At 61.5% G+C, this 23,944-nt stretch carries 24 protein-coding genes and 1 tRNA gene; 18 read left to right on the forward strand and 7 right to left on the reverse strand.

Translation table 11 applies throughout. The features are described 5' to 3' along the window. Positions 1-31 precede the first annotated feature (31 nt). The 5 genes from AC3WG5_RS09365 to pstS form a co-directional block, all read right to left on the reverse strand. Complete coding sequence (locus AC3WG5_RS09365) at positions 32-1,492, reverse strand: inorganic phosphate transporter (RefSeq protein ID WP_492568500.1); 1,461 nt, start codon at positions 1,490-1,492, stop codon at positions 32-34. 216 nt (positions 1,493-1,708) lie between these two features. Beyond that, on the reverse strand, positions 1,709-2,473 hold the full coding sequence (gene pstB / locus AC3WG5_RS09370; protein ID WP_008953457.1) for a phosphate ABC transporter ATP-binding protein PstB: 765 nt from the start codon (positions 2,471-2,473) through the stop codon (positions 1,709-1,711). 12 nt (positions 2,474-2,485) lie between these two features. Next, positions 2,486-3,334, reverse strand: a complete 849-nt coding sequence (gene pstA, locus AC3WG5_RS09375) for a phosphate ABC transporter permease PstA (protein WP_050773221.1) — start codon at positions 3,332-3,334, stop codon at positions 2,486-2,488. A gap of 77 nt (positions 3,335-3,411) precedes the next feature. Then, a complete protein-coding gene (gene pstC / locus AC3WG5_RS09380) occupies positions 3,412-4,374 on the reverse strand; it encodes a phosphate ABC transporter permease subunit PstC (RefSeq protein WP_008953455.1) in 963 nt (320 codons plus the stop codon). A gap of 120 nt (positions 4,375-4,494) precedes the next feature. Then, positions 4,495-5,535, reverse strand: a complete 1,041-nt coding sequence (gene pstS, locus AC3WG5_RS09385; protein WP_008953454.1) for a phosphate ABC transporter substrate-binding protein PstS — start codon at positions 5,533-5,535, stop codon at positions 4,495-4,497. 156 nt (positions 5,536-5,691) lie between these two features. On the opposite strand from pstS, the gene tpiA reads away from it, so the two are divergent. The 18 genes from tpiA (at position 5,692) to AC3WG5_RS09475 (ending at position 21,749) form a co-directional block, all read left to right on the forward strand. Beyond that, the gene (tpiA, locus tag AC3WG5_RS09390) at positions 5,692-6,438 is read left to right on the forward strand and encodes a triose-phosphate isomerase (RefSeq protein WP_492568501.1); all 747 of its coding nucleotides are present in this window, start codon (positions 5,692-5,694) and stop codon (positions 6,436-6,438) included. A 1-nt stretch (position 6,439) separates the two neighbouring features. Further along, positions 6,440-6,784 carry a preprotein translocase subunit SecG gene (secG, locus tag AC3WG5_RS09395; protein ID WP_081455941.1) on the forward strand — a complete coding sequence of 115 codons (345 nt, stop codon included), beginning with the start codon at positions 6,440-6,442 and terminating at the stop codon, positions 6,782-6,784. 14 nt (positions 6,785-6,798) lie between these two features. Continuing rightward, positions 6,799-6,883 (forward strand) — tRNA-Leu (locus AC3WG5_RS09400). A gap of 90 nt (positions 6,884-6,973) precedes the next feature. Continuing rightward, on the forward strand, positions 6,974-7,330 hold the full coding sequence (locus AC3WG5_RS09405; protein WP_008953452.1) for an NADH-quinone oxidoreductase subunit A: 357 nt from the start codon (positions 6,974-6,976) through the stop codon (positions 7,328-7,330). Further along, positions 7,321-7,797, forward strand: a complete 477-nt coding sequence (locus AC3WG5_RS09410; protein WP_008953451.1) for a NuoB/complex I 20 kDa subunit family protein — start codon at positions 7,321-7,323, stop codon at positions 7,795-7,797. The genes AC3WG5_RS09405 and AC3WG5_RS09410 overlap by 10 nt, the downstream gene beginning before the upstream one ends. 11 nt (positions 7,798-7,808) lie before the next feature. After that, entirely contained in the window at positions 7,809-8,402 is a 594-nt protein-coding gene (locus AC3WG5_RS09415) for an NADH-quinone oxidoreductase subunit C (protein ID WP_492568502.1), read from the forward strand. Further along, complete coding sequence (locus AC3WG5_RS09420) at positions 8,395-9,648, forward strand: NADH-quinone oxidoreductase subunit D (protein WP_008953449.1); 1,254 nt, start codon at positions 8,395-8,397, stop codon at positions 9,646-9,648. The genes AC3WG5_RS09415 and AC3WG5_RS09420 overlap by 8 nt, the downstream gene beginning before the upstream one ends. Beyond that, on the forward strand, positions 9,648-10,148 hold the full coding sequence (nuoE, locus tag AC3WG5_RS09425; RefSeq protein ID WP_008953448.1) for an NADH-quinone oxidoreductase subunit NuoE: 501 nt from the start codon (positions 9,648-9,650) through the stop codon (positions 10,146-10,148). Before AC3WG5_RS09420 ends, nuoE begins: the two co-directional genes overlap by 1 nt. Beyond that, positions 10,148-11,443, forward strand: coding sequence for an NADH-quinone oxidoreductase subunit NuoF (gene nuoF, locus AC3WG5_RS09430; RefSeq protein WP_014085964.1), 1,296 nt, complete (start codon positions 10,148-10,150; stop codon positions 11,441-11,443). Before nuoE ends, nuoF begins: the two co-directional genes overlap by 1 nt. A gap of 3 nt (positions 11,444-11,446) precedes the next feature. Further along, positions 11,447-13,804, forward strand: coding sequence for an NADH-quinone oxidoreductase subunit NuoG (nuoG, locus tag AC3WG5_RS09435; RefSeq protein WP_492568503.1), 2,358 nt, complete (start codon positions 11,447-11,449; stop codon positions 13,802-13,804). Continuing rightward, positions 13,805-14,854, forward strand: coding sequence for an NADH-quinone oxidoreductase subunit NuoH (gene nuoH, locus AC3WG5_RS09440; protein WP_008953445.1), 1,050 nt, complete (start codon positions 13,805-13,807; stop codon positions 14,852-14,854). A 28-nt stretch (positions 14,855-14,882) separates the two neighbouring features. Then, positions 14,883-15,362, forward strand: a complete 480-nt coding sequence (gene nuoI / locus AC3WG5_RS09445; protein ID WP_198019650.1) for an NADH-quinone oxidoreductase subunit NuoI — start codon at positions 14,883-14,885, stop codon at positions 15,360-15,362. Between the two features lie 9 nt (positions 15,363-15,371). Beyond that, positions 15,372-16,016, forward strand: coding sequence for an NADH-quinone oxidoreductase subunit J (locus AC3WG5_RS09450; RefSeq protein ID WP_008953443.1), 645 nt, complete (start codon positions 15,372-15,374; stop codon positions 16,014-16,016). Positions 16,017-16,042: 26 nt separating this feature from the next. Next, a complete protein-coding gene (nuoK, locus tag AC3WG5_RS09455; protein WP_008953442.1) occupies positions 16,043-16,348 on the forward strand; it encodes an NADH-quinone oxidoreductase subunit NuoK in 306 nt (101 codons plus the stop codon). Positions 16,349-16,382: 34 nt separating this feature from the next. Next, positions 16,383-18,434 (forward strand): NADH-quinone oxidoreductase subunit L, encoded by a 2,052-nt coding sequence (gene nuoL, locus AC3WG5_RS09460; RefSeq protein ID WP_014085966.1) that lies wholly within the window; start codon positions 16,383-16,385, stop codon positions 18,432-18,434. 42 nt (positions 18,435-18,476) lie between these two features. Continuing rightward, the gene (locus AC3WG5_RS09465; protein ID WP_014085967.1) at positions 18,477-19,970 is read left to right on the forward strand and encodes an NADH-quinone oxidoreductase subunit M; all 1,494 of its coding nucleotides are present in this window, start codon (positions 18,477-18,479) and stop codon (positions 19,968-19,970) included. Between the two features lie 18 nt (positions 19,971-19,988). Then, positions 19,989-21,443 (forward strand): NADH-quinone oxidoreductase subunit NuoN, encoded by a 1,455-nt coding sequence (gene nuoN / locus AC3WG5_RS09470; protein WP_008953439.1) that lies wholly within the window; start codon positions 19,989-19,991, stop codon positions 21,441-21,443. Between the two features lie 9 nt (positions 21,444-21,452). Further along, entirely contained in the window at positions 21,453-21,749 is a 297-nt protein-coding gene (locus AC3WG5_RS09475; protein ID WP_294864407.1) for a DUF2818 family protein, read from the forward strand. Positions 21,750-22,126: 377 nt separating this feature from the next. Here AC3WG5_RS09475 and AC3WG5_RS09480 read toward each other — a convergent pair whose 3' ends face one another. Then, a complete protein-coding gene (locus AC3WG5_RS09480) occupies positions 22,127-22,993 on the reverse strand; it encodes a lipid A biosynthesis lauroyl acyltransferase (RefSeq protein ID WP_492568504.1) in 867 nt (288 codons plus the stop codon). A 9-nt stretch (positions 22,994-23,002) separates the two neighbouring features. Next, positions 23,003-23,890 (reverse strand): lysophospholipid acyltransferase family protein, encoded by an 888-nt coding sequence (locus AC3WG5_RS09485; protein WP_008953436.1) that lies wholly within the window; start codon positions 23,888-23,890, stop codon positions 23,003-23,005. Between the last annotated feature and the right edge of the window lie 54 nt (positions 23,891-23,944).

Genomic DNA, 23,944 nt, shown 5'->3' on the forward strand with positions numbered 1-23,944 from the left:
CAGCGGCCCTGGTCTTGTCCTGCGGCAACGCTCAGACGAACAGATGCACGCCCAGGTAGTAGAAGCCGATCGACAGCCCGATGCACACCGGCAGCGTCAGAATCCACGCCATCAGGATGCTTTTCAGCGTCGACAGCTGCAGGCCGGAACGGCCCACCACCATGGTGCCCGCCACCGCGCTCGACAGCACGTGGGTGGTCGAGGCCGGGGCCCCCACCAGGCTGGCCAGACCGATCGCCACGCCGGTGACGATCTGTGCCGACATCCCCTGCGAATAGGTCATGTCCTTCTTGCCGATCTTCTCGCCCACGGTCAGTGCCACGCGCTTCCAGCCCACCATGGTACCGATGCCCATGGCCAGCGCCACCGCCGCGATCACCCACATCGGGGCGTACTCGGTGGTGACCGTCAGGTCGCGCTGGATGCCCTTGAGCTGTTTCTTCTCGACGTCGCCGATGCTGGCGATCTTGGCGATCTTCTTGGCGCTGTCGGCCAGGCAGATCAGCTGGGTGCGGATAGCCCAGCGCTGGCTTTCCGGCAACTGCTGGAAGCTTCGGGCCTCGCCGATCGCCGACAGCAGCGTGCCGGCGTACTGTTGCGTGGCCGCCGGGCTGCAGCTGAACGCCTGCTTCGGCTTGGCGGAGGCCGGGTATTGCGCCAGGATCGCCGCTTCGTTGCGCTGGTACAGCTCCTTGAGCTGCAGCGCGGCGATCTTGGTGTGTTCGATCTGGATCGGGTCGCTGTCCAGGTTCACCACGAACTGCGCCGGCACGATGCCGATCAGCACCAGCATCACCAGGCCGACGCCCTTCTGACCATCGTTCGAGCCGTGCGAGAAGCTCAGCCCCATCGACGACACGATCAGCATGAAGCGCGCCCAGAACGGCGGATGCTTGCGGCCTTCGATCTGCTGGCGCTGGAACGGGCTCTTGTGGATGTTGCTGCGCGGCCACCAGTTCATCAGCAGGTAGAGCAGCAGGCCGGCCAGGCCGGCGCCGAACAGCGGCGAAAACAGCAGCGACATGCCGACGTCGATCGCCTTGCCCCAGTTGATGCCGGTGCTGACATCGGTGCCGTTGATCAGCGAGTTGCCGATGCCGATGCCGAGGATCGAGCCGATCAGGGTGTGCGAACTGGAGGAGGGGATGCCGAAATACCAGGTGCCGAGGTTCCAGATGATGGCCGAGGCCAGCAGCGAGAACACCATTACCATGCCGCGGTTCGAGTTGACCGCCACCAGCAGGTCCACCGGCAGCAGGTTAACGATGGCGTAGGCCACGGCCAGACCGCCGGTCAGCACCCCGAGGAAGTTGAAGATGCCCGACAGCATGACTGCCGCCTGCGGTTTCATCGACTGGGTATAGATCACCGTCGCCACGGCGTTGGCGGTGTCATGGAAGCCATTGATGAATTCGAAGGCCAGAACGAAGCCCAGTGACAGGATCAGGGTCAGGGCCACATGGGTTTCCAGCCCTGAAAAGATGTCCAGCATGATAAGTTTCAATAAGATGAAAGAAGGGCGGAATTGTTGGCTTTGGCCGTGGGAACGTCAAGTTTTTCACGCCGGGTGTGGCAATGGAGGCCGGGTGCGCCACGCCAACTTGACGGCGTCAAATCCAGCATTCTGTCATAGTCTCGCCACGGAGCATCCCCAAAGCAAAACGCCCCTGCAGGCAGGGGCGTGGCAAATGACGTGAGGTAACGGCGATCAGCCGAACTTGCCGGTGATGTAATCTTCGGTCGCCTTCTTCTTCGGCGTGGTGAAGATCGCATCGGTATCGCCGAACTCGACCATTTCGCCCAGGTACATGTAGGCGGTGTAGTCGGACACCCGCGCCGCCTGCTGCATGTTGTGGGTCACGATGGCGATGGTGTAGTCCTCTTTCAGCTCGTGGATCAGCTCTTCGATGTGGGCGGTCGAGATCGGGTCCAGCGCCGAGGTCGGCTCGTCGAGCAGCAGCACTTCCGGACGCGAAGCCACGGCACGGGCGATGCACAGGCGCTGTTGCTGGCCGCCGGACAGCGAGTTGCCCGACTGCTTCAGCTTGTCCTTCACCTCGTTCCACAGCGCCGCCTTGCGCAGCGCCCATTCCACGCGATCGTCCATCTCCGCCTTCGACAGCTTCTCGTACAGCTTCACGCCGAAGGTGATGTTGTCGTAGATCGACATCGGGAACGGCGTCGGCTTCTGGAACACCATGCCGACCTTGGCGCGCAGCAGGTTGATGTCGACGTCGCGGCCGAGGATGTTGTGGCCGTCGAGCAGGATTTCGCCTTCCGCGTTCAGCCCGGGATAGAGCTGGAACATGCGGTTGAAGGTGCGCAGCAGGGTCGATTTGCCGCAGCCAGAGGGGCCGATGAAGGCGGTCACCTTGCGCGAGGCGATATCGAGGTTGATGCCCTTCAGGGCGTGAAACTTGCCGTAGTAAAAGTTCAGATTCTTGACCTGAAGCTTGATGTTGTTTTCAGCCATGTCCGTCAAGCCTTAATGCGATTGGGTTTTCTGACTGCCCATCCAGCGGGCAACGATGTTCAGCGCCAGCACGCTGAAGGTGATCAGCAGCGACCCGGCCCAGGCCAGGGTGTGCCAGTCCGCGTAGGGGCTCATGGCAAACTGGAAGATCACGATCGGCAGGTTGGCCATCGGCTGGTTCATATTGCTGTTCCAGAACTGGTTGTTCAGCGCGGTGAACAACAGCGGTGCGGTCTCGCCGGAAATGCGCGCCACCGCCAGCAGGATGCCGGTCAGCACCCCGGCCTTGGCCGAGCGCAGCGTCACGTACAGCGTTACCTTCCACTGCGGTGCCCCCAGGGCCGCCGCGGCTTCGCGCAGGCTGCCCGGCACCAGCCGCAGCATGTTCTCGGTGGTGCGCACCACCACCGGGATCACCAGGATCGACAAGGCCAGCGCCCCGGCCCAGCCGGAGAAATGGCCGACGCTGACCACGTACATCTCGTAGATGAACAGGCCGATCACGATCGACGGTGCCGACAGCAGGATGTCGTTGATGAAACGGGTCGCCGGCGCCAGCCAGCCACGTTGGCCGAACTCCGCCAGGTAGATGCCGGCCAGGATGCCGATCGGGGTGCCGATCAGGGTGCCGAACAGCGTCATCAGCAGACTGCCGTAGATGGCGTTGGCCAGGCCGCCGACGCTGCCCGGGGGTGGCGTGCTGCGGCTGAACACGTCGAGCGACAGTCCGCCCAGGCCCTGGTCGATCAGGGTCCACAGGATCCAGAACAGCCAGAACAGGCCAAACATCATCGCCATCATCGACGCCCCCATGTTGATGGCGTTGATGAGGCGGCGGCGGCGGTAAATCGATGGATCCATGGCAAAGCGCCCAGTCTGTCCCGGGTTCTCGGTCGCAGGGGACGGGATGGCCGCAGGGATATGTGTACGATCATTCATTATGATGCCTTCCCTTCCTGCTTTTTCAGGCGCAGCAACAGCATCTTGGAGCAGGCCAGCACGACGAAGGTGATGAAGAACAGAATCAGGCCGAGTTGAATCAGCGAGGACATGTACAGTTCGCCGCTCGCCTCGGCAAATTCGTTGGCCAGCGACGAGGCAATCGAGTTGCCCGGCTCGAACAGACCGGTGGCGAAATTCGACGAGTTGCCGATCACGAAGGTCACCGCCATGGTTTCCCCCAGGGCACGGCCGAGTCCCAGCATGATGCCGCCGACCACGCCGGTCTTGGTGTAGGGCAGCACCACGTAACGCACCACCTCCCAGGTGGTGGAGCCCAGGCCGTATGCCGATTCCTTGAGCAGGGTTGGCACGACTTCGAAGACGTCGCGCATCACCGAGGCGATGAACGGAATGATCATGATCGCCAGGATCAGCCCGGCGGTGAAGATGCCGATACCCATCGGCGCACCCTGGAACAGGAAACCGATCAGCGGCAGCTCGCCCAGGTTGTCGATCAGCATCGGCTGCACATGGTCGGCGAACAGCGGTGCGAACACGAACAAGCCCCACATGCCGTAGATGATGGACGGAATGCCTGCCAACAGCTCCACGGCAATCCCCAGCGGGCGCTTGAGCCAGGTCGGGCACAGTTCGGTGAGGAACAGGGCAATGCCGAAGCTGACGGGCACGCCGATCAACAGGGCGATCAGCGAGGTGGCCAGAGTGCCGTAAATCGGCACCAGCGCGCCGAACTTCTGGGATACCGGGTCCCAGTCGCTGGTCATGAAGAACTGCCAGCCGAAGGCCTTGATGCTGGGCAGGGCGCCAATGACGAGAGAAATCAGGATGCCGACCAACAACGCCAGAACCAGGAACGCGAACATTCGCGTGACGTTCCGGAACAGCTTGTCGAGCATCATCTGACGGTTCATCCGCTGCTCGTTATTGTACTTTTCCATGTATGGCTCTATGTATTTCGATCCAGACAAAAAGCCGGGGAGAGTCGTCTCCCCGGCCTGATCGCCCGGCGTTGGCAGGGCGTAACCCCCATTGTGCCAGCCGCCGTCTGATATGGCGATTTACTTCCAGATGGCCTTGCCGCTGTTGTCGGTGATCTGCTTCCAGCTGTCGCGGATGGTGGCCTTGACGTTGGCCGGCATCGGAATGTAATCCAAATCCAGCGCGGTCTTATCGCCGTTCTTGTACGCCCAGTCGAAGAACTTCAGCGCTTCGCTGCCCTGTACCGGCTTGTCCTGTTTCTTGTGCATCAGGATGAAGGTGGCGCCGGAGATCGGCCAGCTGGTCTTGCCCGGCTGGTTGGTCAGGATCAGGTAGAAGCCCGGGGCGTTCTTCCAGTCGGCGTTGCCGGCAGAGGCCTTGAAGCTCTCCTCGCTCGGGGCAACATAGGCGCCAGCCTGGTTCTGCAGCTGGCCGTAGGACAGCTTGTTCTGCTTGGCGTAGGCGTACTCGACGTAGCCGATGGCACCCTTGATGCGGGTCACGTAGTTGGCCACGCCCTCGTTACCCTTGCCGCCCACACCGGTCGGCCAGTTCACGGCGGTGTTGGAGCCCACCTTGCCGGCCCAGTCGCTGGACACCTTGGACAGGTAGTTGGTGAAGATGAAGGTGGTGCCGGAGCCGTCCGAACGGCGCACCACGGTGATCTTCTGATCCGGCAGCTTCACGCCCGGGTTCAGGCTGGCGATGGCCGGGTCGTTCCACTTGCTGACCTTGCCCATGAATATCTCAGCCAGCAGCGCGCCGGTGAACTTGACCTGGCCTGCAGCCACGCCCGGCAGGTTGTACACCGGCACCACGCCACCGATCACGGTCGGGAACTGGGTCAGGTCCGACTTGGCCAGTTCTTCCGGCTTCAACGGCATGTCGGAAGCACCGAAATCAACGGTCTTCGACTGGATCTGCTTGATGCCGCCGCCCGAACCGATCGACTGGTAGTTCATGCTGTTGTTGCTGGCCGCCTTGTAGGCTTCGGCCCATTTTGCATACAGCGGGTAAGGGAAGGTAGCGCCGGCACCGGTAATGTCTGCGGCGAAAGCCGTTCCGGACACAACGGCCCCCGTCAGAACCAACGAGGCGGCCAGGCGAATGGACTGTTTCATGCTTACTCCGTGTGAGCGACACAGTTGACGATGGACGCATCCTAGTCCTCGTATTTTGCAGAAATATTACAAGTTGTCTTTTGGGCGCTGCCGGTAGGCGATTTGACGCTCCTTAGATCGGGGATATAATGCGCGTCGAAATAATATGGGGGTGTTATGGCTGATAAGTTGGTGATTGGAAACTGGAAAATGCATGGGCGCCATGCGTTCAACGCGCAATTGGTGGCGCAATTGTTGGCGTCTGAGTCGGTCAACCGTTCCGGCGTCGCCATCGCGGTTCCCACTCCCTACCTGGTATCGGTCGGATCCTTGCTTGGCGGGCAGGGCCTAGTGCTGGCGGCCCAGGACGTCAGTCGCTTCGCCGAAGACGGTGCCTTTACCGGAGAAAGCTCGGCCAACATGCTGGCTGACGTTGGCTGCCGCTACGTGCTGGTAGGCCATTCCGAGCGCCGTCAGTATCTTGGTGAAGGCAGTGAGGCGCTGAGTCTGAAGCTGCGCAACGCCATCGCGGCCGGCCTCACTCCGGTATATTGCGTTGGCGAGACTCTGGCTGAACGCGAAGCGGATCGTCATCTCGCCGTAATCCGCGAGCAGTTGTCGGTGCTCGACGGCATCGACGGCGGGCAGGTGGTGGTGGCCTATGAGCCGGTATGGGCGATCGGTACGGGCAAGGTGGCCAGTCTCGAGCAGATCGACGAAATCCACCGTGAAATAAAAGCCGAATGCTTGCGCCGGCTCAAGGGCTCTGCTAATATTCGCGTCCTCTACGGCGGCAGCGTCAAAGCAGACAATGCGATGGCAATCCTGTCTCTCGATAATGTTGACGGGGCGCTGGTAGGGGGTGCATCCCTGGTTCCAGAGTCGTTTTCGATGATTTGCCAAACCGCTAGAAAATTGATATAGTATGGAAATTCTAAAAACGCTCGTTTGGGTAATTAATATCATATCCGCAGTAACAATTATTGTTCTTGTCCTGATGCAGCACGGCAAGGGTGCGGATATGGGGGCGGCGTTCGGCGCAGGTTCGTCCGGTAGTTTGTTTGGAGCCTCTGGTTCGGCAAACTTTCTGAGTCGCACCACTGCTGTTGCAGCTATTGTGTTTTTCTCGACCTGTCTTGCCTTGGTTAAGCTCTCTGCTGGTCCCTCTAGCGAGCTGGGTGTGATGGGTGGGCAAATTGAAAAAGTAGTGCCGCAACTCCCGGGCGGTGCCGCGAATCAGAAGCCTGCCGGTTCGAAGATACCGGAATAAAAGTTTAGTTATGTGCCGACATGGTGAAATTGGTAGACACGCTATCTTGAGGGGGTAGTGGCGAAAGCTGTGTGAGTTCGAGTCTCACTGTCGGCACCACCGTAAAAAACAGGCCACCGGGATTCCGGTGGCCTGTTTTATTTCGAGCCAAGGAGGGTCATACCTCCTTTTTTTGGGGGTATACGGGAAATGCTGCAAAATTACTTTCCCATTCTGTTGTTCGTCATAGTAGGGCTCTTGGTTGGTGTCGGCCCCATCCTGCTGGGGTGGCTGGTTGCTCCTAATCGTCCTGATCCTGAAAAACTCTCTCCTTACGAGTGCGGCTTCGAGGCCTTTGAAGACGCGCGCATGAAGTTCGACGTGCGTTATTACCTCGTAGCCATCCTCTTCATTTTGTTCGATCTCGAAATCACCTTCCTGTTCCCTTGGGCCGTCGTGCTGAAGGAACTCGGTGCGTTCGGTTTTGGTGTCATGGTGGAGTTCATTGCGGTTCTGACGCTCGGCTTCGTCTACATGTGGAAAAAGGGAGCCCTGGAATGGGAGTAGAAGGCATTCTCGAAAAAGGTTTCATCACCACTACCGCCGATAAGCTCATCAACTATACGCGTACCGGTTCGCTGTGGCCGATGACCTTTGGTCTTGCCTGTTGTGCGGTGGAAATGATGCATGCGGGTGCGGCCCGTTATGACCTTGACCGCTTCGGCGTGGTGTTCCGCCCGAGTCCGCGCCAGTCTGACCTGATGATCGTGGCCGGTACGCTGTGCAACAAGATGGCCCCCGCCCTGCGCAAGGTGTACGACCAGATGGCCGAGCCGCGCTGGGTCATTTCGATGGGCTCCTGTGCCAACGGCGGTGGCTACTACCACTACTCGTACTCCGTGGTGCGGGGCTGCGACCGAATCGTTCCTGTTGATGTCTACGTGCCGGGCTGTCCGCCGACTGCCGAAGCGCTGCTGTACGGCATCATCCAGCTGCAGAACAAGATCAAACGTACTAACACCATTGCCCGCTAAGGTAGAAACCCATGGCCTCCAAAATGGAAGCGCTCAAGTCGGTTGTCGAGCAGGTGCTGGGCGACAGGCTTGTCCAGAGCACGCTGGCGCTCGATGAGCTGACCATCGTCTGCAAGGCAGAAAACATCGTCGAAGTAGCCTCCCTGCTGCGTGATCACGCCGAGTTGTCGTTCGAGCAACTGATCGATCTGTGCGGCGTTGATTACAGCAGCTACAAGGACCAGCCCTGGGATGGTCCGCGCTTTGCCGTCGTTTCTCATCTCCTGTCCCTCAAGTACAACTGGCGCATCCGCCTTAAGACTTTCGCACCGGAAGACGATTTCCCCGTGGTGAATTCCGTCGTCGGCGTGTGGAATTCCGCCAACTGGTTCGAGCGCGAAGCGTTCGACCTCTTTGGCATCGTGTTCGACGGCCATCCGGACCTGCGCCGCCTGCTGACCGACTACGGCTTTGTCGGCCACCCGTTCCGCAAGGACTTCCCGCTGTCCGGCTACGTCGAAATGCGCTATGACCCGACGCAACAACGGGTGATCTACCAGCCGGTCACCATCGAACCGCGGGAAATCACCCCGCGCATCATTCGCGAGGAGACCTACGGTGGCTGAGATTCGCAACTACACGCTCAACTTCGGTCCGCAACACCCGGCGGCACACGGTGTACTGCGCCTGGTGCTGGAGCTGGATGGTGAAGTGATCCAGCGCGCCGACCCGCACGTCGGTCTGTTGCATCGCGGCACCGAGAAGTTGGCCGAAAGCAAGACCTTCATCCAGTCGCTGCCGTACATGGACCGTCTCGACTACGTCTCCATGATGAGCAACGAGCATGCCTACTGCCTGGCGATCGAGAAGCTGCTGGGGGTAGAAGTTCCCGAGCGGGCGCAGTACATCCGCGTCATGTTCGCCGAGATCACCCGTATCCTGAACCACCTGCTGTGGATCGGGGCCCACGCCATCGACATCGGTGCGATGACCGTGTTCCTCTACGCGTTCCGTGAGCGCGAGGACCTGATGGACTGCTACGAGGCCGTTTCCGGTGCGCGCATGCACGCGGCGTACTTCCGTCCGGGTGGCGTCTACCGCGACCTGCCGGATTCGATGCCGCAGTACACCGTTTCCAAGATCAAGAACGCGCGTGAACTGGCCAAACTCAACGAAGGCCGCCAGGGCAGCATGCTCGACTTCATCGACGCCTTCACCCAGCGTTTCCCGACCTACGTGGACGAGTACGAGACCCTGCTGACCGACAACCGCATCTGGAAGCAGCGTACCGTCGGCATCGGCGTCGTATCGCCGGAGCGCGCACGGAACCTGGGCTTCTCCGGGCCGATGCTGCGCGGTTCGGGTATCGAGTGGGACCTGCGCAAGAAGCAGCCCTACGACGTCTACGACCGCATGGATTTCGACATCCCGGTTGGCGTCAATGGCGACTGCTACGATCGCTATCTGGTACGCATCGAGGAAATGCGCCAGTCCAACCGCATCGTCAAGCAATGCGTGGATTGGCTCAAGAAAAATCCGGGGCCGGTCATCACCGACAACTTCAAGGTTGCTCCGCCTTCGCGCGAAGGCATGAAGAGCAACATGGAAGAGCTGATCCACCACTTCAAGCTGTTCACCGAAGGCATGCACGTGCCGGAAGGCGAAGCCTACGCCGCGGTGGAACACCCCAAGGGTGAATTCGGCATCTACCTGGTGTCGGATGGCGCCAACAAACCGTACCGTCTCAAAATCCGCGCGCCGGGTTACGCCCATCTGGCGGCCCTGGACGAAATGTCGCGCGGCCACATGATCGCCGACGTGGTGGCGATCATCGGTACACAGGATATCGTGTTTGGGGAGATTGACCGCTGATGCTGTCCGCACAATCGCTTGCCTTGATCGACCGCGAGGTCGCCAAATATCCGGCCGACCAGAAGCGCTCCGCCGTCATGGGTGCTCTGCGCATCGCGCTGGAAGAGCGGCGTTCCACCGGTGAAACCCCGGAAGCCCGCTGCCTGAATCAAGAGGTGATCGAGTTCGTCGCCAACTACCTGGAAATTCCCCCGGTAGCTGCCTACGAAGTCGCCACCTTCTACAACATGTATGACATGAAGCCGGTGGGCAAATACAAGATCACCGTCTGTACCAACCTGCCCTGTGCCCTGTCCGGCGGCGTCAACGCGGCCGAGTACATCTCGGGCAAGCTGGGCATCGCCATCGGCGAAACCAGTACCGACGGCATGTACACCCTGCTGGAAGGGGAGTGCATGGGTGCCTGTGGCGACGCGCCGGTGCTGCTGGTGAACAACCACAGCATGTGCAGCTTCATGACGCCCGAAGCTATCGATAAAAAACTGGCGGAGTTGAAATAATGGCAGTCTTCGTCAATGGTGTGATTTTCGACGGGGTGGACACGGCCGCCGCCGATGCCTGGCGCCTTGATGCCTACGTGGCACGTGGCGGCTACCAGGCGCTGCGCAAGATTCTCGACAGCAAGCTGCCGCAGGAAGACGTGATCGCCGAGGTGAAGAACTCCGGCCTGCGCGGTCGTGGCGGTGCCGGCTTCCCGACCGGCCTGAAGTGGAGCTTCATGCCGCGTTCGTTCCCGGGCGACAAGTACGTCGTGTGCAATACCGACGAGGGCGAACCGGGCACCTTCAAGGACCGCGACATCCTGCGCTTCAACCCGCACGCGCTGATCGAAGGCATGATCATCGCCGGTTACGCGATGGGCACCAAGGCCGGCTACAACTACATCCACGGCGAGGTCTTCGCCGAGTATCAGCGCTTCGAAGAGGCGCTGGAAGAGGCCCGCAAGGCCGGCTTCCTTGGCCAGAACATCCTCGGCACCGACTTCAGCTTCGAGCTGTACGCCCACCACGGCTACGGTGCCTACATCTGCGGCGAGGAAACCGCGTTGCTGGAGTCGCTGGAAGGCAAGAAAGGCCAGCCGCGCTTCAAGCCGCCGTTCCCGGCCAGCTTCGGCCTCTACGGAAAGCCGACCACCATCAACAACACCGAGTCGTTCGCCTCGGTGCCGTTCATCATCCGCGACGGCGCGCAGAAGTTCCTCGAGGCGGGCAAGCCGAACAACGGCGGCACCAAGCTGTTCTCGGTCTCCGGTCACGTCAATCGTCCGGGCAACTACGAGATTCCGCTGGGCACCCCGTTCTCGACGCTGCTGGAAATGGCCGGCGGCATGAGGGACGGCAAGAAGCTTAAGGCGGTGATCCCGGGTGGTTCTTCCGCTCCGATTCTGCCGGCCGAAATCATGATGAGCTGCACCATGGATTACGACAGCATCAGCAAGGCCGGCTCCATGCTGGGCTCCGGTGCCGTGATCGTGATGAACGAAGACGTGTGCATGATCAAGGCGCTGGAGCGTCTGGCCTACTTCTACCACGAAGAGTCTTGCGGTCAGTGCACGCCGTGCCGTGAAGGCACCGGCTGGCTCTATCGCGTGATCCATCGCATCGCCAACGGCGAAGGCCGTCCGGGCGATCTGGAGCTTCTGGATTCCGTTGGCAACAACATGGCGGGCCGCACCATCTGCGCCCTGGCCGATGCCGCGGTGTTCCCGGTTCGCAGTTTCACCAAGCATTTCCGTCACGAGTTCGAATACGCAATCGAACACGGAAAGACCTTGGTGGACCACAAATGGTGTTGAGCGATGCTAGAAATTGAAATCGACGGTAAGAAACTGACGGTCCCGCAGGGTAGCACCGTCATGGATGCGGCCCACTCGGTGGGCACGTACATCCCTCACTTTTGTTACCACAAGAAACTCTCCATCGCGGCCAACTGCCGCATGTGCCTGGTCGAGGTAGAGAAGGCTCCCAAGCCGCTGCCGGCCTGTGCCACGCCGGTGACGGACGGCATGAAGGTGCACACTCACTCCGACATGGCCAAGAAGGCCCAGGCCGGGGTGATGGAGTTCCTGCTGATCAACCACCCGCTGGATTGCCCGATCTGCGACCAGGGCGGCGAATGCCAGCTGCAGGATCTCGCCGTGGGCTATGGCAATTCCGCTTCGCGCTACCAGGAAGAGAAGCGCGTGGTGGTGGGCAAGGACATGGGGCCGCTGGTTTCCGCCGAGGAAATGAGCCGCTGCATCCATTGCACCCGCTGCGTGCGCTTCACCGAAGAAATCGGCGGCTTCCAGGAAATCGGCATGGCCAACCGCAGTGAGTTCTCGGAAATCCTGCCTTTCCTCGGCAAGACCGTGGATTCGGAAATCTCCGGCAACGTCATCGACCTGTGCCCGGTCGGCGCGCTGACCTCGAAACCGTTCCGTTACAGCACCCGCGCCTGGGAGCTGTCGCGCCGCAAGTCGGTGAGCCCGCATGATGGCCTCGGCGCCAACCTGATCGTCCAGGTCAAGGGCAACCAGGTGATGCGCGTGCTGCCGCTCGAGAACGAAGACGTCAACGAGTGCTGGATCGCCGACCGTGACCGCTTCTCCTACGAAGGCCTGAACAGCGCCGAGCGTCTGCAAAAGCCGATGATCAAGCACGACGGCAAGTGGCACGAAGCCGACTGGCAGACCGCACTGGAATACGTGGTCAAGGGTCTGAACGGCGTGTCGCGCGATCATGGCAAGGACGCCATCGGCGTGCTGGCCAGCCCGCACAGCACCACCGAAGAACTGTTCATGGTGCAAAAACTGGCGCGCAGCTTCGGCGTGAACAACGTCGACTACCGTCTGCGCCGCTCCGATTTCCGCGCCGACGCCGCCCAGCAGGGGGCGCTGTGGCTGGGCTCCAGCATCGTCCAGCTGGCTTCGGCCAAGTCCGTGCTGGTGGTGGGCAGTACCCAGCGTCAGGAGCAGCCGCTCCTGGCCTCGCGTTTGCGTCAGGCGGTTAAGAAGGGCAGCGAGCTCAACGTCATCCACGTTGCCGACGACGCACTGCTGACCAAGCTCAACGCCAAGCTGATCGTGTCGCCGCAGGCGCTGGTGAACGCGCTGGCCCAGGTGCTGAAAGCCGTGGTGGCGATCAAGTCGGGTGAGAGCGCGATCGATCTGGCCGCCGTGACCGTGTCGGCCGACGCGCAGCGTATCGCCGATAGCTTGTGTGGCGCCGAGACCGCTTCGGTGGTGCTGGGCAACGTGGCGCAGCATCATCCGGCGTTCTCCGAACTGTTGTCGCTGGCCCAGGAAATCGCCCGTCTGAGCGGTGCCCGCTTCGGCTTGCCGGCGGAGGCCGCCAACAGCGTTGGCGCCGAACTGGTCGGTGCCGTGCCGACGCGCGGTGTCTTCGGTGCCGCCGTATCGGCGGGTCTCAACGCCCAGCAGATGATTGCCGAGCCGCGCAAGGCCTACGTGCTGCTGAACACCGAAGTCGAATTCGACAGCTACAACCCGCAAGCCGCCGTCGCCGCGATGAAGTCGGCCGAGACCGTGATCGCGCTGGCCGCGTTCAAGGCCGAGGGCCTGCTTGACTACGCCGACGTGCTGCTGCCGATCGCGCCGTTCTCCGAGACCGCCGGTTCCTTCGTCAACATGGAAGGCCGCCTGCAGACCTTCAACGGCGTGGTGCGCCCGCTGGGTGAAGCGCGCCCGGCATGGAAGGTGCTGCGCGTGCTAGGCAACATGCTCGGCCTGTCCGGCTTCGAGTACACCAGTGTCGAAGAAGTCCGCGCCGAATGGCAGGGCAAGGGCGAGATCGCACCGAGCCTGAATAATGTGCTGGCCTCCGTTTCGGCCAACGTTCAGCCCGCCGCCTCCGCGCTGGTGCGCGTCGGCGAAGTGCCGCTGTACCAGGCCGATGCTATCTGCCGCCGCGCCTCGTCGCTGCAGGCGACGCGTGCCGCCGCCGTGCCGGTGGCGCATGCAGCGCAGAGCGTGCTGGACGCCGCCGGCGTGCAGTCCGGTGCCGTCGTGGTGCTGAAGCAGGGCGAGGGCCAGGTGCGTGTGGCGCTGGAGGCCGACGCTGCGCTGCCGGCCGGCGTCGTACGCCTGGCTACCGCGCATCCGACCACCATCGCACTGGGCGGCATGTTTGACCCGATCGAGATCAAGCAGGGGTAAATGATGGAGTTCTTGCAAGGCATTCTTGGCAATGAGGCGGGGCTCACCGTGTGGACCCTGCTCAAGATCGTCGCCATCGTGGCGCCGATGATGGGTGCGGTGGCCTACCTCACGTTGGCCGAACGCAAGGTGATCGGTTACATGCAGGTGCGTATCGGCCCGAACCGGGTCGGCTACTTCGGCCTGCTGCAACCGCTGGCAGACGGCATCAAGCTGCTGCTGAAGGAGATCATTCTCCCGACCCAGTCCAGCAAGGGCCTGTTCCTGCTGGCGCCGGTGCTGTCGATCGGTCCGGCGCTGGCCGCCTGGGCGGTGGTGCCGTTCACCGACAAGCTGGTGCTGGCGAATACCAACGCCTCGCTGCTGTACATCATGGCCATCACCTCGATGGGCGTGTACGGCGTGATCATCGCCGGCTGGGCCGCCAACTCGAAGTATTCGTTCTTGGGGGCGCTGCGTTCGGCGGCACAGATCGTGTCGTACGAAATCGCCATGGGCTTCGCCCTGGTGGGCGTGCTGATGGTGAGCGGCAGCCTGAACCTGGTCGACATCGTCAACCAGCAGGGTCACGGCGTGGCTGGCGGCTCGGCGCTGTCGTGGAACTGGCTGCCGCTGTTCCCGCTGTTCATCGTCTACCTGATCTCCGGTGTCGCCGAGACCAACCGTGCCCCGTTCGACGTGGCCGAGGGTGAGTCCGAGATCGTGGCTGGTTTCCACGTGGAATATTCCGGCATGGCCTTTGCCGTGTTCTTCCTCGCCGAATACGCCAACATGATTCTGGTCGCGGCAATGACCTCGCTGATGTTCCTGGGGGGCTGGCTGTCGCCGTTCCCGGCATCGTGGGGCGTGCTCGGAGCCTCCGGTTTCATCTGGATGGCGCTGAAGATCTCGCTGGTTCTGTTCTGCTTCCTGTGGTTCCGCGCGACCTTCCCGCGTTACCGCTACGACCAGATCATGCGTCTGGGCTGGAAGGTGTTCATTCCGGTCACGCTGGTTTGGGTATTTGTCGTCGGCGTGTGGATGATGAGCCCGTTGACGCTCTGGAACTGATACGGGTTAGGTGAAGAGCATGGATACGATTCGCAATTTTTTCAAAACGTTCTTGCTGGTGGAGTTGGTGCAGGGCCTGATGTTGACGGGTCGTCACTTCTTCGCACGCAAGATTACCGTGCAGTTCCCGGAAGAGAAGACGCCGCTGTCGCCTCGCTTCCGTGGCCTGCACGCCCAGCGCCGCTACGCCAACGGTGAAGAGCGCTGCATCGCCTGCAAACTGTGCGAAGCGGTTTGCCCGGCGATGGCGATCACCATCGAGTCGGAGCAGCGCGACGACGGCACTCGCCGTACCTCGCGCTACGACATCGATCTGACCAAGTGCATCTTCTGCGGCTTCTGCGAAGAGGCCTGTCCGGTGGATGCCATCGTGGAAACCCACATTTTCGAGTATCACGGCGAAAAGCGTGGCGACCTCTACTACACCAAGCCCATGCTGCTGGCCATCGGTGACAAGTACGAGTCCGAGATTGCCGCCCGCAAGGCGGCTGATGCCAAGTATCGCTAAGGGGGTGTGATGAGTTTTCCTACCGTCGTTTTCTATGTGCTGTCGGCGATCCTGATTTTCGCCGGGCTCCGCGTCATTACGGCCAAGAACCCGGTGCACGCCGCGCTGTATCTGGTGCTGGCGTTCTTTACCAGCGCCGGCCACTGGCTGCTGCTGGAGTCGGAGTTCCTCGCCATTTCGCTGGTGCTGGTCTATGTCGGCGCGGTGATGGTGCTGTTCCTGTTCGTGGTGATGATGCTCGACATCAACTTCGAGAAGCTGCGTGAAGGCTTCTGGAAGAATGCGCCTCTGGCCGGCACGGTCGGTCTGATCATGGTCGGCGAGATGGTGCTGATCCTGATGAGCCCGGAAGCCAGCCTCGGCAGCTACAAGGGTGCTGCGCCGCTGGCGGCTGACGCCAGCAACATCCGCGAACTGGGCCGCCTGATCTATACCACCTACCTGTGGCCGTTCGAACTGGCCGCCGTAGTGCTGCTGGTCGGCATGGTGGCTGCGATCGCGCTGACCATGCGCAAGCGCAAGGACACCAAGTTCGTGAATCCCGGCGATCAGGTCGTGGTTCGTCGCGACGACCGTGTACGCCTGGTGAAGATGGCTGCCGTAAAACGTTCGGAACCGGTTGCTGAAGCCGAGTCCGCTGATCAACAGGCCTGACGGCCGAACAACATAAGGGAGGAAACGTGCTGACGCTGACTCACTTCCTGGTGCTGGCCGCAATCCTGTTTGCTATCAGTGTGCTGGGCATCTTTCTGAACAGGAAGAACGTGATCGTTCTCCTGATGGCTATCGAGCTGATGCTGCTCGCGGTGAACTTCAACTTCATCGCGTTCTCGCATTACCTGTCGGATACGGCAGGGCAGATTTTCGTCTTCTTCATCCTGACCGTGGCGGCCGCTGAGTCTGCCATCGGTCTGGCGATCCTGGTGGTGCTGTTCCGCAATCTGCAGACCATCAACGTCGAAGACTTGGGCAGCCTCAAGGGCTAAGACAAACCGGATACCAAACTACAAAGCACAAAGCATGGATATGAAAAGCTTATACCTGCTGATTGCACTCGCGCCGCTGGCCGGGTCTCTCATAGCGGGCTTGTTTGGATGGGCCATTGGACGTCGTGCCTCACACGTCGTGACCATTCTGGGGGTGGCCGTTTCGGCGGTCCTGTCGCTCAAGGTGCTGTCCGGCTTCATCTCCGGTCAGACGGAAGTCTTCAACGGCTCGGTGTACACCTGGCTGACCGTCGGTGGCCACGAGTATGCGGTCGGTTTCCTGGTGGATAAGCTGACCGCCATGATGATGGTGGTAGTGAGCTGTGTATCGCTGATGGTGCATGTCTACACCATCGGCTACATGCAGGAAGACCCGGGCTACCAGCGCTTCTTCAGCTATATCTCGCTGTTCACCTTCTCGATGCTGATGCTGGTGATGAGCAACAACTTCATCCAGTTGTTCTTCGGCTGGGAAGCGGTGGGCCTGGTGTCCTACCTGCTGATCGGCTTCTGGTTCAAGCGACCGACGGCGACCTTCGCCAACCTGAAGGCCTTCCTGGTCAACCGCGTGGGTGACTTCGGCTTCCTGCTGGGCATCGGCCTGGTGCTGGCTCACTTTGGCGGCTCGCTGAATTACAGCGACGTGTTCGCCGCCGCACCGGCGCTGGCTAACAAGACCATCCAGATCTTCCCTGGCGTCGAGTGGTCGCTGATGACCGTGACCTGCATCCTGCTGTTCGTCGGCGCGATGGGTAAATCGGCCCAGTTCCCGCTACACGTGTGGCTGCCCGATTCGATGGAAGGCCCGACCCCGATTTCGGCGCTGATTCACGCCGCGACCATGGTGACCGCCGGTCTGTTCATGGTGTCGCGCATGAGCCCGCTGTTCGAGATGTCGGATACCGCGCTGAACTTCGTGATGATCTCCGGCACCATTACCGCGCTGTTCATGGGCTTCCTGGGCATCGTGCAGAACGACATCAAGAAAGTGGTGGCGTACTCCACGCTGTCGCAGCTGGGCTACATGACCGTGGCGCTGGGGGCTTCCGCCTACTCGGCCGCGATGTTCCACGTCATGACCCACGCCTTCTTCAAGGCCCTGCTGTTCCTCGGCGCCGGTTCGGTGATCATGGGCATGCACCATGACCAGGACATGCGCAATATGGGCGGCCTGCGCAAGTACATGCCGATCACCTGGATCACCTCGCTGATCGGCTCGCTGGCGCTGATCGGCACGCCGTTCTTCTCGGGCTTCTACTCGAAGGACTCGATCATCGAAGCCGTGGCCGCCTCGCATCTGCCGTTCGCCGGCGTGGCCTACTGGGCGCTGATCATCGGTGTGTTCGTGACCGCGTTCTACTCCTTCCGCATGTATTTCCTGGTGTTCCACGGCAAGGAGCGCTGGATGGAGAACCACGGCGCGCACCACGGCCACGACGACGATCATGACGACGAGGAGCCGTCGACCGATCACCACCACGGCCTGGGCCCGAACGACAAGCCGCACGAGAGCCCGTGGGTGGTGACGCTGCCGCTGCTGGCGCTGGCGATCCCGTCGGTGCTGATCGGCTTCTTCGCCATCGAACCACTGCTGTTCGGCGACTTCTTCAAGGGCGCGATCACCATCGATGCGCTGAAGCACCCGGGCATGCACGAGTTGGCCGAAGAATTCCACGGTCCGGTGGCGATGGCGGTCCACGCGCTGAGCACGCTGCCGTTCTGGCTGGCGCTGTCCGGCGTGGTGGTGGCCTGGTTCTTCTACCTGAAGGCGCCGCAGATTCCGGCGGCCATCAAGCAGCAGTTCAGCGCCGTGCACAAGGTGCTGGAAAACAAATACTACCTGGACGATCTGTACTTCAACCTGTTTGCCAAAGGTTCGCGCGCGCTGGGCACCCTGTTCTGGAAAGTGGGTGACATGCTGCTGATCGACGGCCTGATGGTGAACGGGACGGCCAAGCTGGTCGGCGTCTTCTCCCGCCTGACCCGCAAGCTGCAGACCGGCTTCATCTACAGCTACGCCACCACGATGATCATCGGCGTGCTGGGGCTGATGACCCTGTGGTTCGCCGGGATCATCCTGCGCTGATGGTCGATACACTGGAATTGAATAACAACTTAGGTTTTGACTATGTTCACTAATCTGTTAAGTCTGGTGATCTGGACACCGATCGTGGCCGGGTTGCTGGTGCTGGCAACGGGAGGGGACCAGCGTGCACCGCTGGCCCGTTGGCTGGCCCTGGCCGGGTCGCTGGCCGGCTTCCTGGTGTCGCTGCCGCTGTATACCGGCTTCAACGACCTCAACGGCGGCATGCAGTTTGAAGAAATGCGGCCGTGGATCCAGGCACTCAACATCAACTACCACCTGGGCGTGGATGGCATCTCGATGCTGTTCATCGTGCTCAACAGCTTCACCACGCTGATGGTGGTGCTGGCGGGCTGGGAAGTGATCGAGAAGCGCGTGGCGCAGTACATGGCCGCGTTCCTAATCATGTCCGGTCTGATCAACGGCTCGTTCGCCTCCCTCGATGCGATGCTGTTCTACGTGTTCTTCGAGGCGATGCTGATCCCGATGTACCTGATCATCGGTGTCTGGGGTGGTCCGCGCCGCGTGTACGCGTCGGTGAAGTTCTTCCTGTACACCCTGTTGGGTTCGCTGCTGATGCTGGTGGCCTTCATCTACATGTACTTCCACGCCGGCAAGACCTTCGAAATCCTGGCCTTCCACGACATGAAGATCGCCCTGAGCGTGCAGATGCTGCTGTTCGTCGCCTTCTTCCTGTCGTTCGCGGTGAAGGTGCCGATGTGGCCGGTGCACACCTGGTTGCCGGACGCCCACGTCGAAGCGCCGACCGGCGGTTCGATGGTGCTGGCGGCGATCACGCTGAAGCTCGGTGCCTACGGCTTCCTGCGGTTTGCCCTGCCGATCCTGCCGGACGCTTCGCGCGAACTGGCCTGGGTGATGGTGGCGCTGTCGCTGGTGGCGGTGGTGTACATCGGCCTGGTGGCGCTGGTGCAGTCCGACATGAAGAAGCTGGTGGCGTACTCGTCGATTTCGCACATGGGCTTCGTGACCCTGGGCATGTTCATGTTCCTCGGCACCAACATGAACCAGTGGGCCGTCGAAGGCGCACTGGTGCAGATGGTGTCGCACGGCTTCGTGTCGGCCGCGATGTTCTTCTGCATCGGCGTGATGTACGACCGTCTGCACAGCCGCAACATCGCCGACTACGGCGGCGTGGCCAACAAGATGCCGATCTTCGCTGCCTTCATGATGCTGTTCGGCATGGCCAACTCCGGTCTGCCGGCCACCTCCGGCTTCGTCGGCGAGTTCATGGTGATCCTGGGCGCGGTGCAGGTGAACTTCTGGTACGCGGCGCTGGCCGCCACCACGCTGATCTTCGGCGCGGCCTACACGCTGTGGATGTACAAGCGGGTGATCTTCGGTGACATCGGCAACAGCCACGTCGCCGAGATGAAGGATGTGAACAAGCGCGAGTTCCTGGTGCTGGCCATCCTGGCTATCACGGTACTGGGCATGGGTCTCTACCCGCAGGCTTTCGTCTCCAAGATGCACCTGTCGGTGAACGACCTGATCGCGCATGTAGCGCAAAGCAAGCTGTAAGGCCACAAGGAAACCACAATGAATTGGGCTGATTTGAATCTGGTACCGGTGATGCCCGAGATCTTCCTGATCTCGGCACTGTCGGTCATCCTGTTGCTCGATCTGTTTATTTCGGATGCCAAGCGCGGCATTACCTACGGCCTCAGTCTGCTGACCCTGGCCGGTACGGCCGCGCTGCAGGTGTATACGTTCGAGCCGTACGCGCAGTACACCTTGTCCAACATGTTCGTGGCCGATCCGCTGGCCTCGCTGGTGAAACTGGCGATGTACGGCGCGACCGCGATGATCCTGGTGTATTCGCGCCAGTACGCCGCCGACCGCGACATGTTCAAGGGTGAGTTCTTCACCCTGGCGTTGTTCGCGCTGTTCGGCATGAACGTGATGGTGTCCGCCAGCCACTTCCTGTCGCTGTACATGGGCTTGGAACTGCTGTCGCTGTCGCTGTACGCGCTGATCGCGCTGCAGCGTGACTCGGTGCCGGCGACTGAAGCGGCCATGAAGTACTTCGTGCTGGGCGCGCTGGCTTCCGGTCTGCTGCTGTATGGCATGTCGATGGTGTACGGCGCGACCGGCACGCTGGAAATCGCCGCCATTGCCAAGTCCATCCACGGCGGTTCGGCCAACCAGCTGCTGCTGGTGTTCGGCCTGGTGTTCCTGGTGGCTGGTCTGGCGTTCAAGCTGGGTGCGGTGCCGTTCCATATGTGGATTCCGGACGTCTATCAGGGCTCGCCGACTGCGATCACGCTGATGATCGGCGCGGCGCCGAAGCTGGCGGCCTTCGTGTTCATCTTCCGCATCCTGGTGCAGGGTCTGGATGGGTTGACCGGTGACTGGCAGAGCATGCTGGCGATCATGGCCGTGCTGTCGATGGCGATCGGCAACATCACCGCCATCGCGCAGACCAACCTCAAGCGCATGCTGGCCTATTCGACCATCTCGCACATGGGTTTCCTGCTGCTGGGTCTCCTGGCCGGCAACGAACAGGGCTATTCTTCGGCGCTGTTCTACGCTGTCACCTACGTGCTGACCACGCTGGCTTCCTTCGGCGTCATCATGGCGCTGTCGCGCGCCGGCTTCGAGTGCGACAAGCTGGAAGACCTGAAGGGGCTGAACAGCCGCAACAGCTGGTACGCCGCCCTGATGCTGCTGACGATGTTCTCGCTGGCCGGTATTCCGCCGCTGGTGGGCTTCTACGCCAAGTTCGCGGTGATCAAGGCCATCGTCGATATCGGTCTGGTCAAGCTCGCGGTGTTCGCCGTGGCGATGTCGCTGATCGGTGCCTTCTATTACCTGCGCGTGGTCAAGCACATGTACTTCGACGAGGTACAGGACACGAGCCCGATCGTGGTGCGTGGCGACATGCAACTGGTGCTGTCGCTCAACGCCCTGGCCCTGCTGGTGTTGGGCGTGCTCCCGGAGCGCCTGATCGAAATCTGCGTCGAGGCGATGAAGCAGTCGCTGACCGTCCTGTAAGGAGTCATCGTGGAGAGCAGCGTCGCCACCGTATTGCTGGTTGCCGTGCTGGCAGCCAATCTGCCCTTTTTCATGCCGCGCATTGCCGGCGTGATCAAGGTCGAGTCCAAGCATGCCGGCTGGCGGCTACTTGAGCTGGTGGTGCTGTTCTTCCTGGTCGGCCTGCTGGCCCGTTTCCTGGAAGGCCGCCAGATGCCGGTGCACAGCCAGAACTGGCAGTTCTACGCCACCACGGCGGCCTTGTTCCTGGTGTTTGCCTTCCCGGGCTTTGTCTACCGTTACTTCTGGAAGAAGCGCCGCAGCTGAGCCGTTCCGCCTACGAGAAAAACCCGACTGTACGCAGTCGGGTTTTTTCTTTTCCGGGCCGAGCTGGGGTGAGGGGGTGATTGGCTTCTGCTCTCTGGCTACGACTCCACTGGCCGTCCTGCCGGGCAGGAAGGGCCGGGTGGCGATGGAGTAACGGCTGTTTCGGCGTTGGCGGCGTCGTGCTGGGCCGGGGTGACTGCTGCGTGCGGTCAACGCGGATTCGCCGGGGGCGGCGGCAATGAGCGTGGCCATAGGCCCGCAATCCGCCGTCGTGGTCGAGACGGAATACCGCTCGGGGATCATCGAGTGCTACGGAGTGCCGAGGCCGTAAAAAAGCCGACCCATGGGGTCGGCTTGGTGCGTGATGGACGCGCGGCTCAATAGAAGCGTGACTGCCCGGCCGGGCGGGTCTTGAAGCGCTTGTGCAGCCAGAAATATTGGTCGGGTGTTTCGCGGATGCGTTCCTCGAGGAAGGCGTTCATGCGCCGGGTGTCGGCTTCGACGTCGTCGGTCGGGTAGTTTTCCCACGGCGGGTAGTATTCGAGCTCGAAGCGGTTGCCGACGCGGCGCGCGATGACCGGGACCACGTGTGCCTTGGCGAGCTTGGCGATGCGCGACAGGCCGGGGATGGTGGCGGCGTCGGTGTCGAAGAATTTCACAAAGAGCGAGTCGCGCGGGCCGAAATCCTGGTCGGGCAGGTAGAGGAAGGGCGCGTGGTCCTGGCGCATCGCCTTGATGATCGAACGCAGGCTTTCCTGGCGCGACACGATGTAGCAGTTGTCGTAGCGCTGGCGGCCCTCGTAGATCTGGGCGTCGAGTTCGCGGTTTTTCTGGTGCGAGTAGACGCTGACCAGCGGGATGTCCTGGTTCATGCGGTAGGCACCCATCTCGAAGGCGACGAAGTGCGGGTAGAACAGGATGACATCCTCGCCTTTGGCGCGCAGGTCGGTGACGTAGTGCAGGTTCTTCACGGTGACCAGCTTGCGGATGCGTTCGGCCGAACTCCACCAGCACACGCCGTACTCCAGCGCCAGCCGGATCATGTGCTGGAAGTTGCGGCGGATCAGGCGCTTGCGCTCGGCCAGCGACATGTCGGGAAAGCACAGGCGCAGGTTGATCAGGCCGACGCGGCGCCGTTCGCGCGCCAGGGCGTAGGCGAGACTGCCGAGCAGCCAGGCGAGCGCGCCGATGAGCCACATCGGCAGCAGACGGAGCAGCCACAGCAGGGCAAAAACGATCTTCATTGTTGCTTGTTATCCTTGTTGCGGGGCGGGCGGGGTGACGCCGGCGGGGCATTTGTAACGGTTGTAACTCCACAGGTACTGGGCGGGGTAGCGGCGGATCAGGTTTTCGACGGCGCGGTTGAGCGTGGCGGCATCCTGCTCCTTGTCGCCGCTGAAGGCTTCCGGCAGCGGCTCGATGTGCACCGCAAAACCGGCTCCCTTGGGCAGGCGCTCGCCGGTGAACAGCAGCACTTCGACCCCGGAGACCTGCGCCAGGCGCGGCACCAGCGTCATGGTGTAGGCAGGTTGGCCGAAGAACGGCGCCCAGACCCCCTCTCCGTTGCCCGGCACCTGGTCAGGCAGGATGATGGTGGCCTCGCCGGCTTTCAGTGCCTTCATCAGCACGCGCACGCCGGCACCGGTGGCGGGTGCCGTCTTGCCCTTGCCGCGCGAGCGCCCGGCCTGCATCACCGGCTCCAGCCAGGCGAGCTTGGGCGGGCGGTACATGGCGGTGAGCGGGAACGGCAGGCGCGAGCTGATGTAGCGCCCGGCGATGTCGTAGCTGCCCAGGTGCGGAGTGACGAACACGATGCCGTGGCCGGCGGCGAGCGCGGCCTCGACGTGTTCCCAACCGTTGCAGTGGCGTACCATGGCGGCGATGTCGTCCGGCTCGCGGCACCAGGCGATGGCCAGTTCCAGCGTGCCCTTGCCGGTTTCGGCTGCGGATTGTTTGACTAAGTCTTGGAAAACCTGATAACTTTTGCCGATTTGACTTGACCTAAGATTTTCCTCCAGTCTCGCCGCGAAGCGGGGGGACAGATGATAGGTAAGCCGTCCCAGGCAGGCCCCCAGCCCTTGCAGCCACGACAGTGGCAGCCGCGCGAGGAGGGATAGCAGAAAATGGACCAACGTTGCCATGACGGGTTCAGAATGAAAAGTGGAATCGGCCTATTTTATCATCCTTCAGTTTTA

This window comes from Pseudogulbenkiania sp. FW507-F1, assembly GCF_058781125.1.

Bases quoted from the DNA above. Each gene is read 5' to 3' on its own strand.
- AC3WG5_RS09365 (WP_492568500.1), bottom strand. From the start codon at position 1,492: ATGCTGGACATCTTTTCAGGGCTGGAAACCCATGTGGCCCTGACCCTG.
- pstB (WP_008953457.1), bottom strand. From the start codon at position 2,473: ATGGCTGAAAACAACATCAAGCTTCAGGTCAAGAATCTGAACTTTTAC.
- pstA (WP_050773221.1), bottom strand. From the start codon at position 3,334: ATGGATCCATCGATTTACCGCCGCCGCCGCCTCATCAACGCCATCAAC.
- pstC (WP_008953455.1), bottom strand. From the start codon at position 4,374: ATGGAAAAGTACAATAACGAGCAGCGGATGAACCGTCAGATGATGCTC.
- pstS (WP_008953454.1), bottom strand. From the start codon at position 5,535: ATGAAACAGTCCATTCGCCTGGCCGCCTCGTTGGTTCTGACGGGGGCC.
- tpiA (WP_492568501.1), top strand. From the start codon at position 5,692: ATGGCTGATAAGTTGGTGATTGGAAACTGGAAAATGCATGGGCGCCAT.
- secG (WP_081455941.1), top strand. From the start codon at position 6,440: ATGGAAATTCTAAAAACGCTCGTTTGGGTAATTAATATCATATCCGCA.
- AC3WG5_RS09405 (WP_008953452.1), top strand. From the start codon at position 6,974: ATGCTGCAAAATTACTTTCCCATTCTGTTGTTCGTCATAGTAGGGCTC.
- AC3WG5_RS09410 (WP_008953451.1), top strand. From the start codon at position 7,321: ATGGGAGTAGAAGGCATTCTCGAAAAAGGTTTCATCACCACTACCGCC.
- AC3WG5_RS09415 (WP_492568502.1), top strand. From the start codon at position 7,809: ATGGCCTCCAAAATGGAAGCGCTCAAGTCGGTTGTCGAGCAGGTGCTG.
- nuoE (WP_008953448.1), top strand. From the start codon at position 9,648: ATGCTGTCCGCACAATCGCTTGCCTTGATCGACCGCGAGGTCGCCAAA.
- nuoF (WP_014085964.1), top strand. From the start codon at position 10,148: ATGGCAGTCTTCGTCAATGGTGTGATTTTCGACGGGGTGGACACGGCC.
- nuoG (WP_492568503.1), top strand. From the start codon at position 11,447: ATGCTAGAAATTGAAATCGACGGTAAGAAACTGACGGTCCCGCAGGGT.
- nuoH (WP_008953445.1), top strand. From the start codon at position 13,805: ATGATGGAGTTCTTGCAAGGCATTCTTGGCAATGAGGCGGGGCTCACC.
- AC3WG5_RS09450 (WP_008953443.1), top strand. From the start codon at position 15,372: ATGAGTTTTCCTACCGTCGTTTTCTATGTGCTGTCGGCGATCCTGATT.
- nuoL (WP_014085966.1), top strand. From the start codon at position 16,383: ATGGATATGAAAAGCTTATACCTGCTGATTGCACTCGCGCCGCTGGCC.
- AC3WG5_RS09465 (WP_014085967.1), top strand. From the start codon at position 18,477: ATGTTCACTAATCTGTTAAGTCTGGTGATCTGGACACCGATCGTGGCC.
- nuoN (WP_008953439.1), top strand. From the start codon at position 19,989: ATGAATTGGGCTGATTTGAATCTGGTACCGGTGATGCCCGAGATCTTC.
- AC3WG5_RS09480 (WP_492568504.1), bottom strand. From the start codon at position 22,993: ATGAAGATCGTTTTTGCCCTGCTGTGGCTGCTCCGTCTGCTGCCGATG.
- AC3WG5_RS09485 (WP_008953436.1), bottom strand. From the start codon at position 23,890: ATGGCAACGTTGGTCCATTTTCTGCTATCCCTCCTCGCGCGGCTGCCA.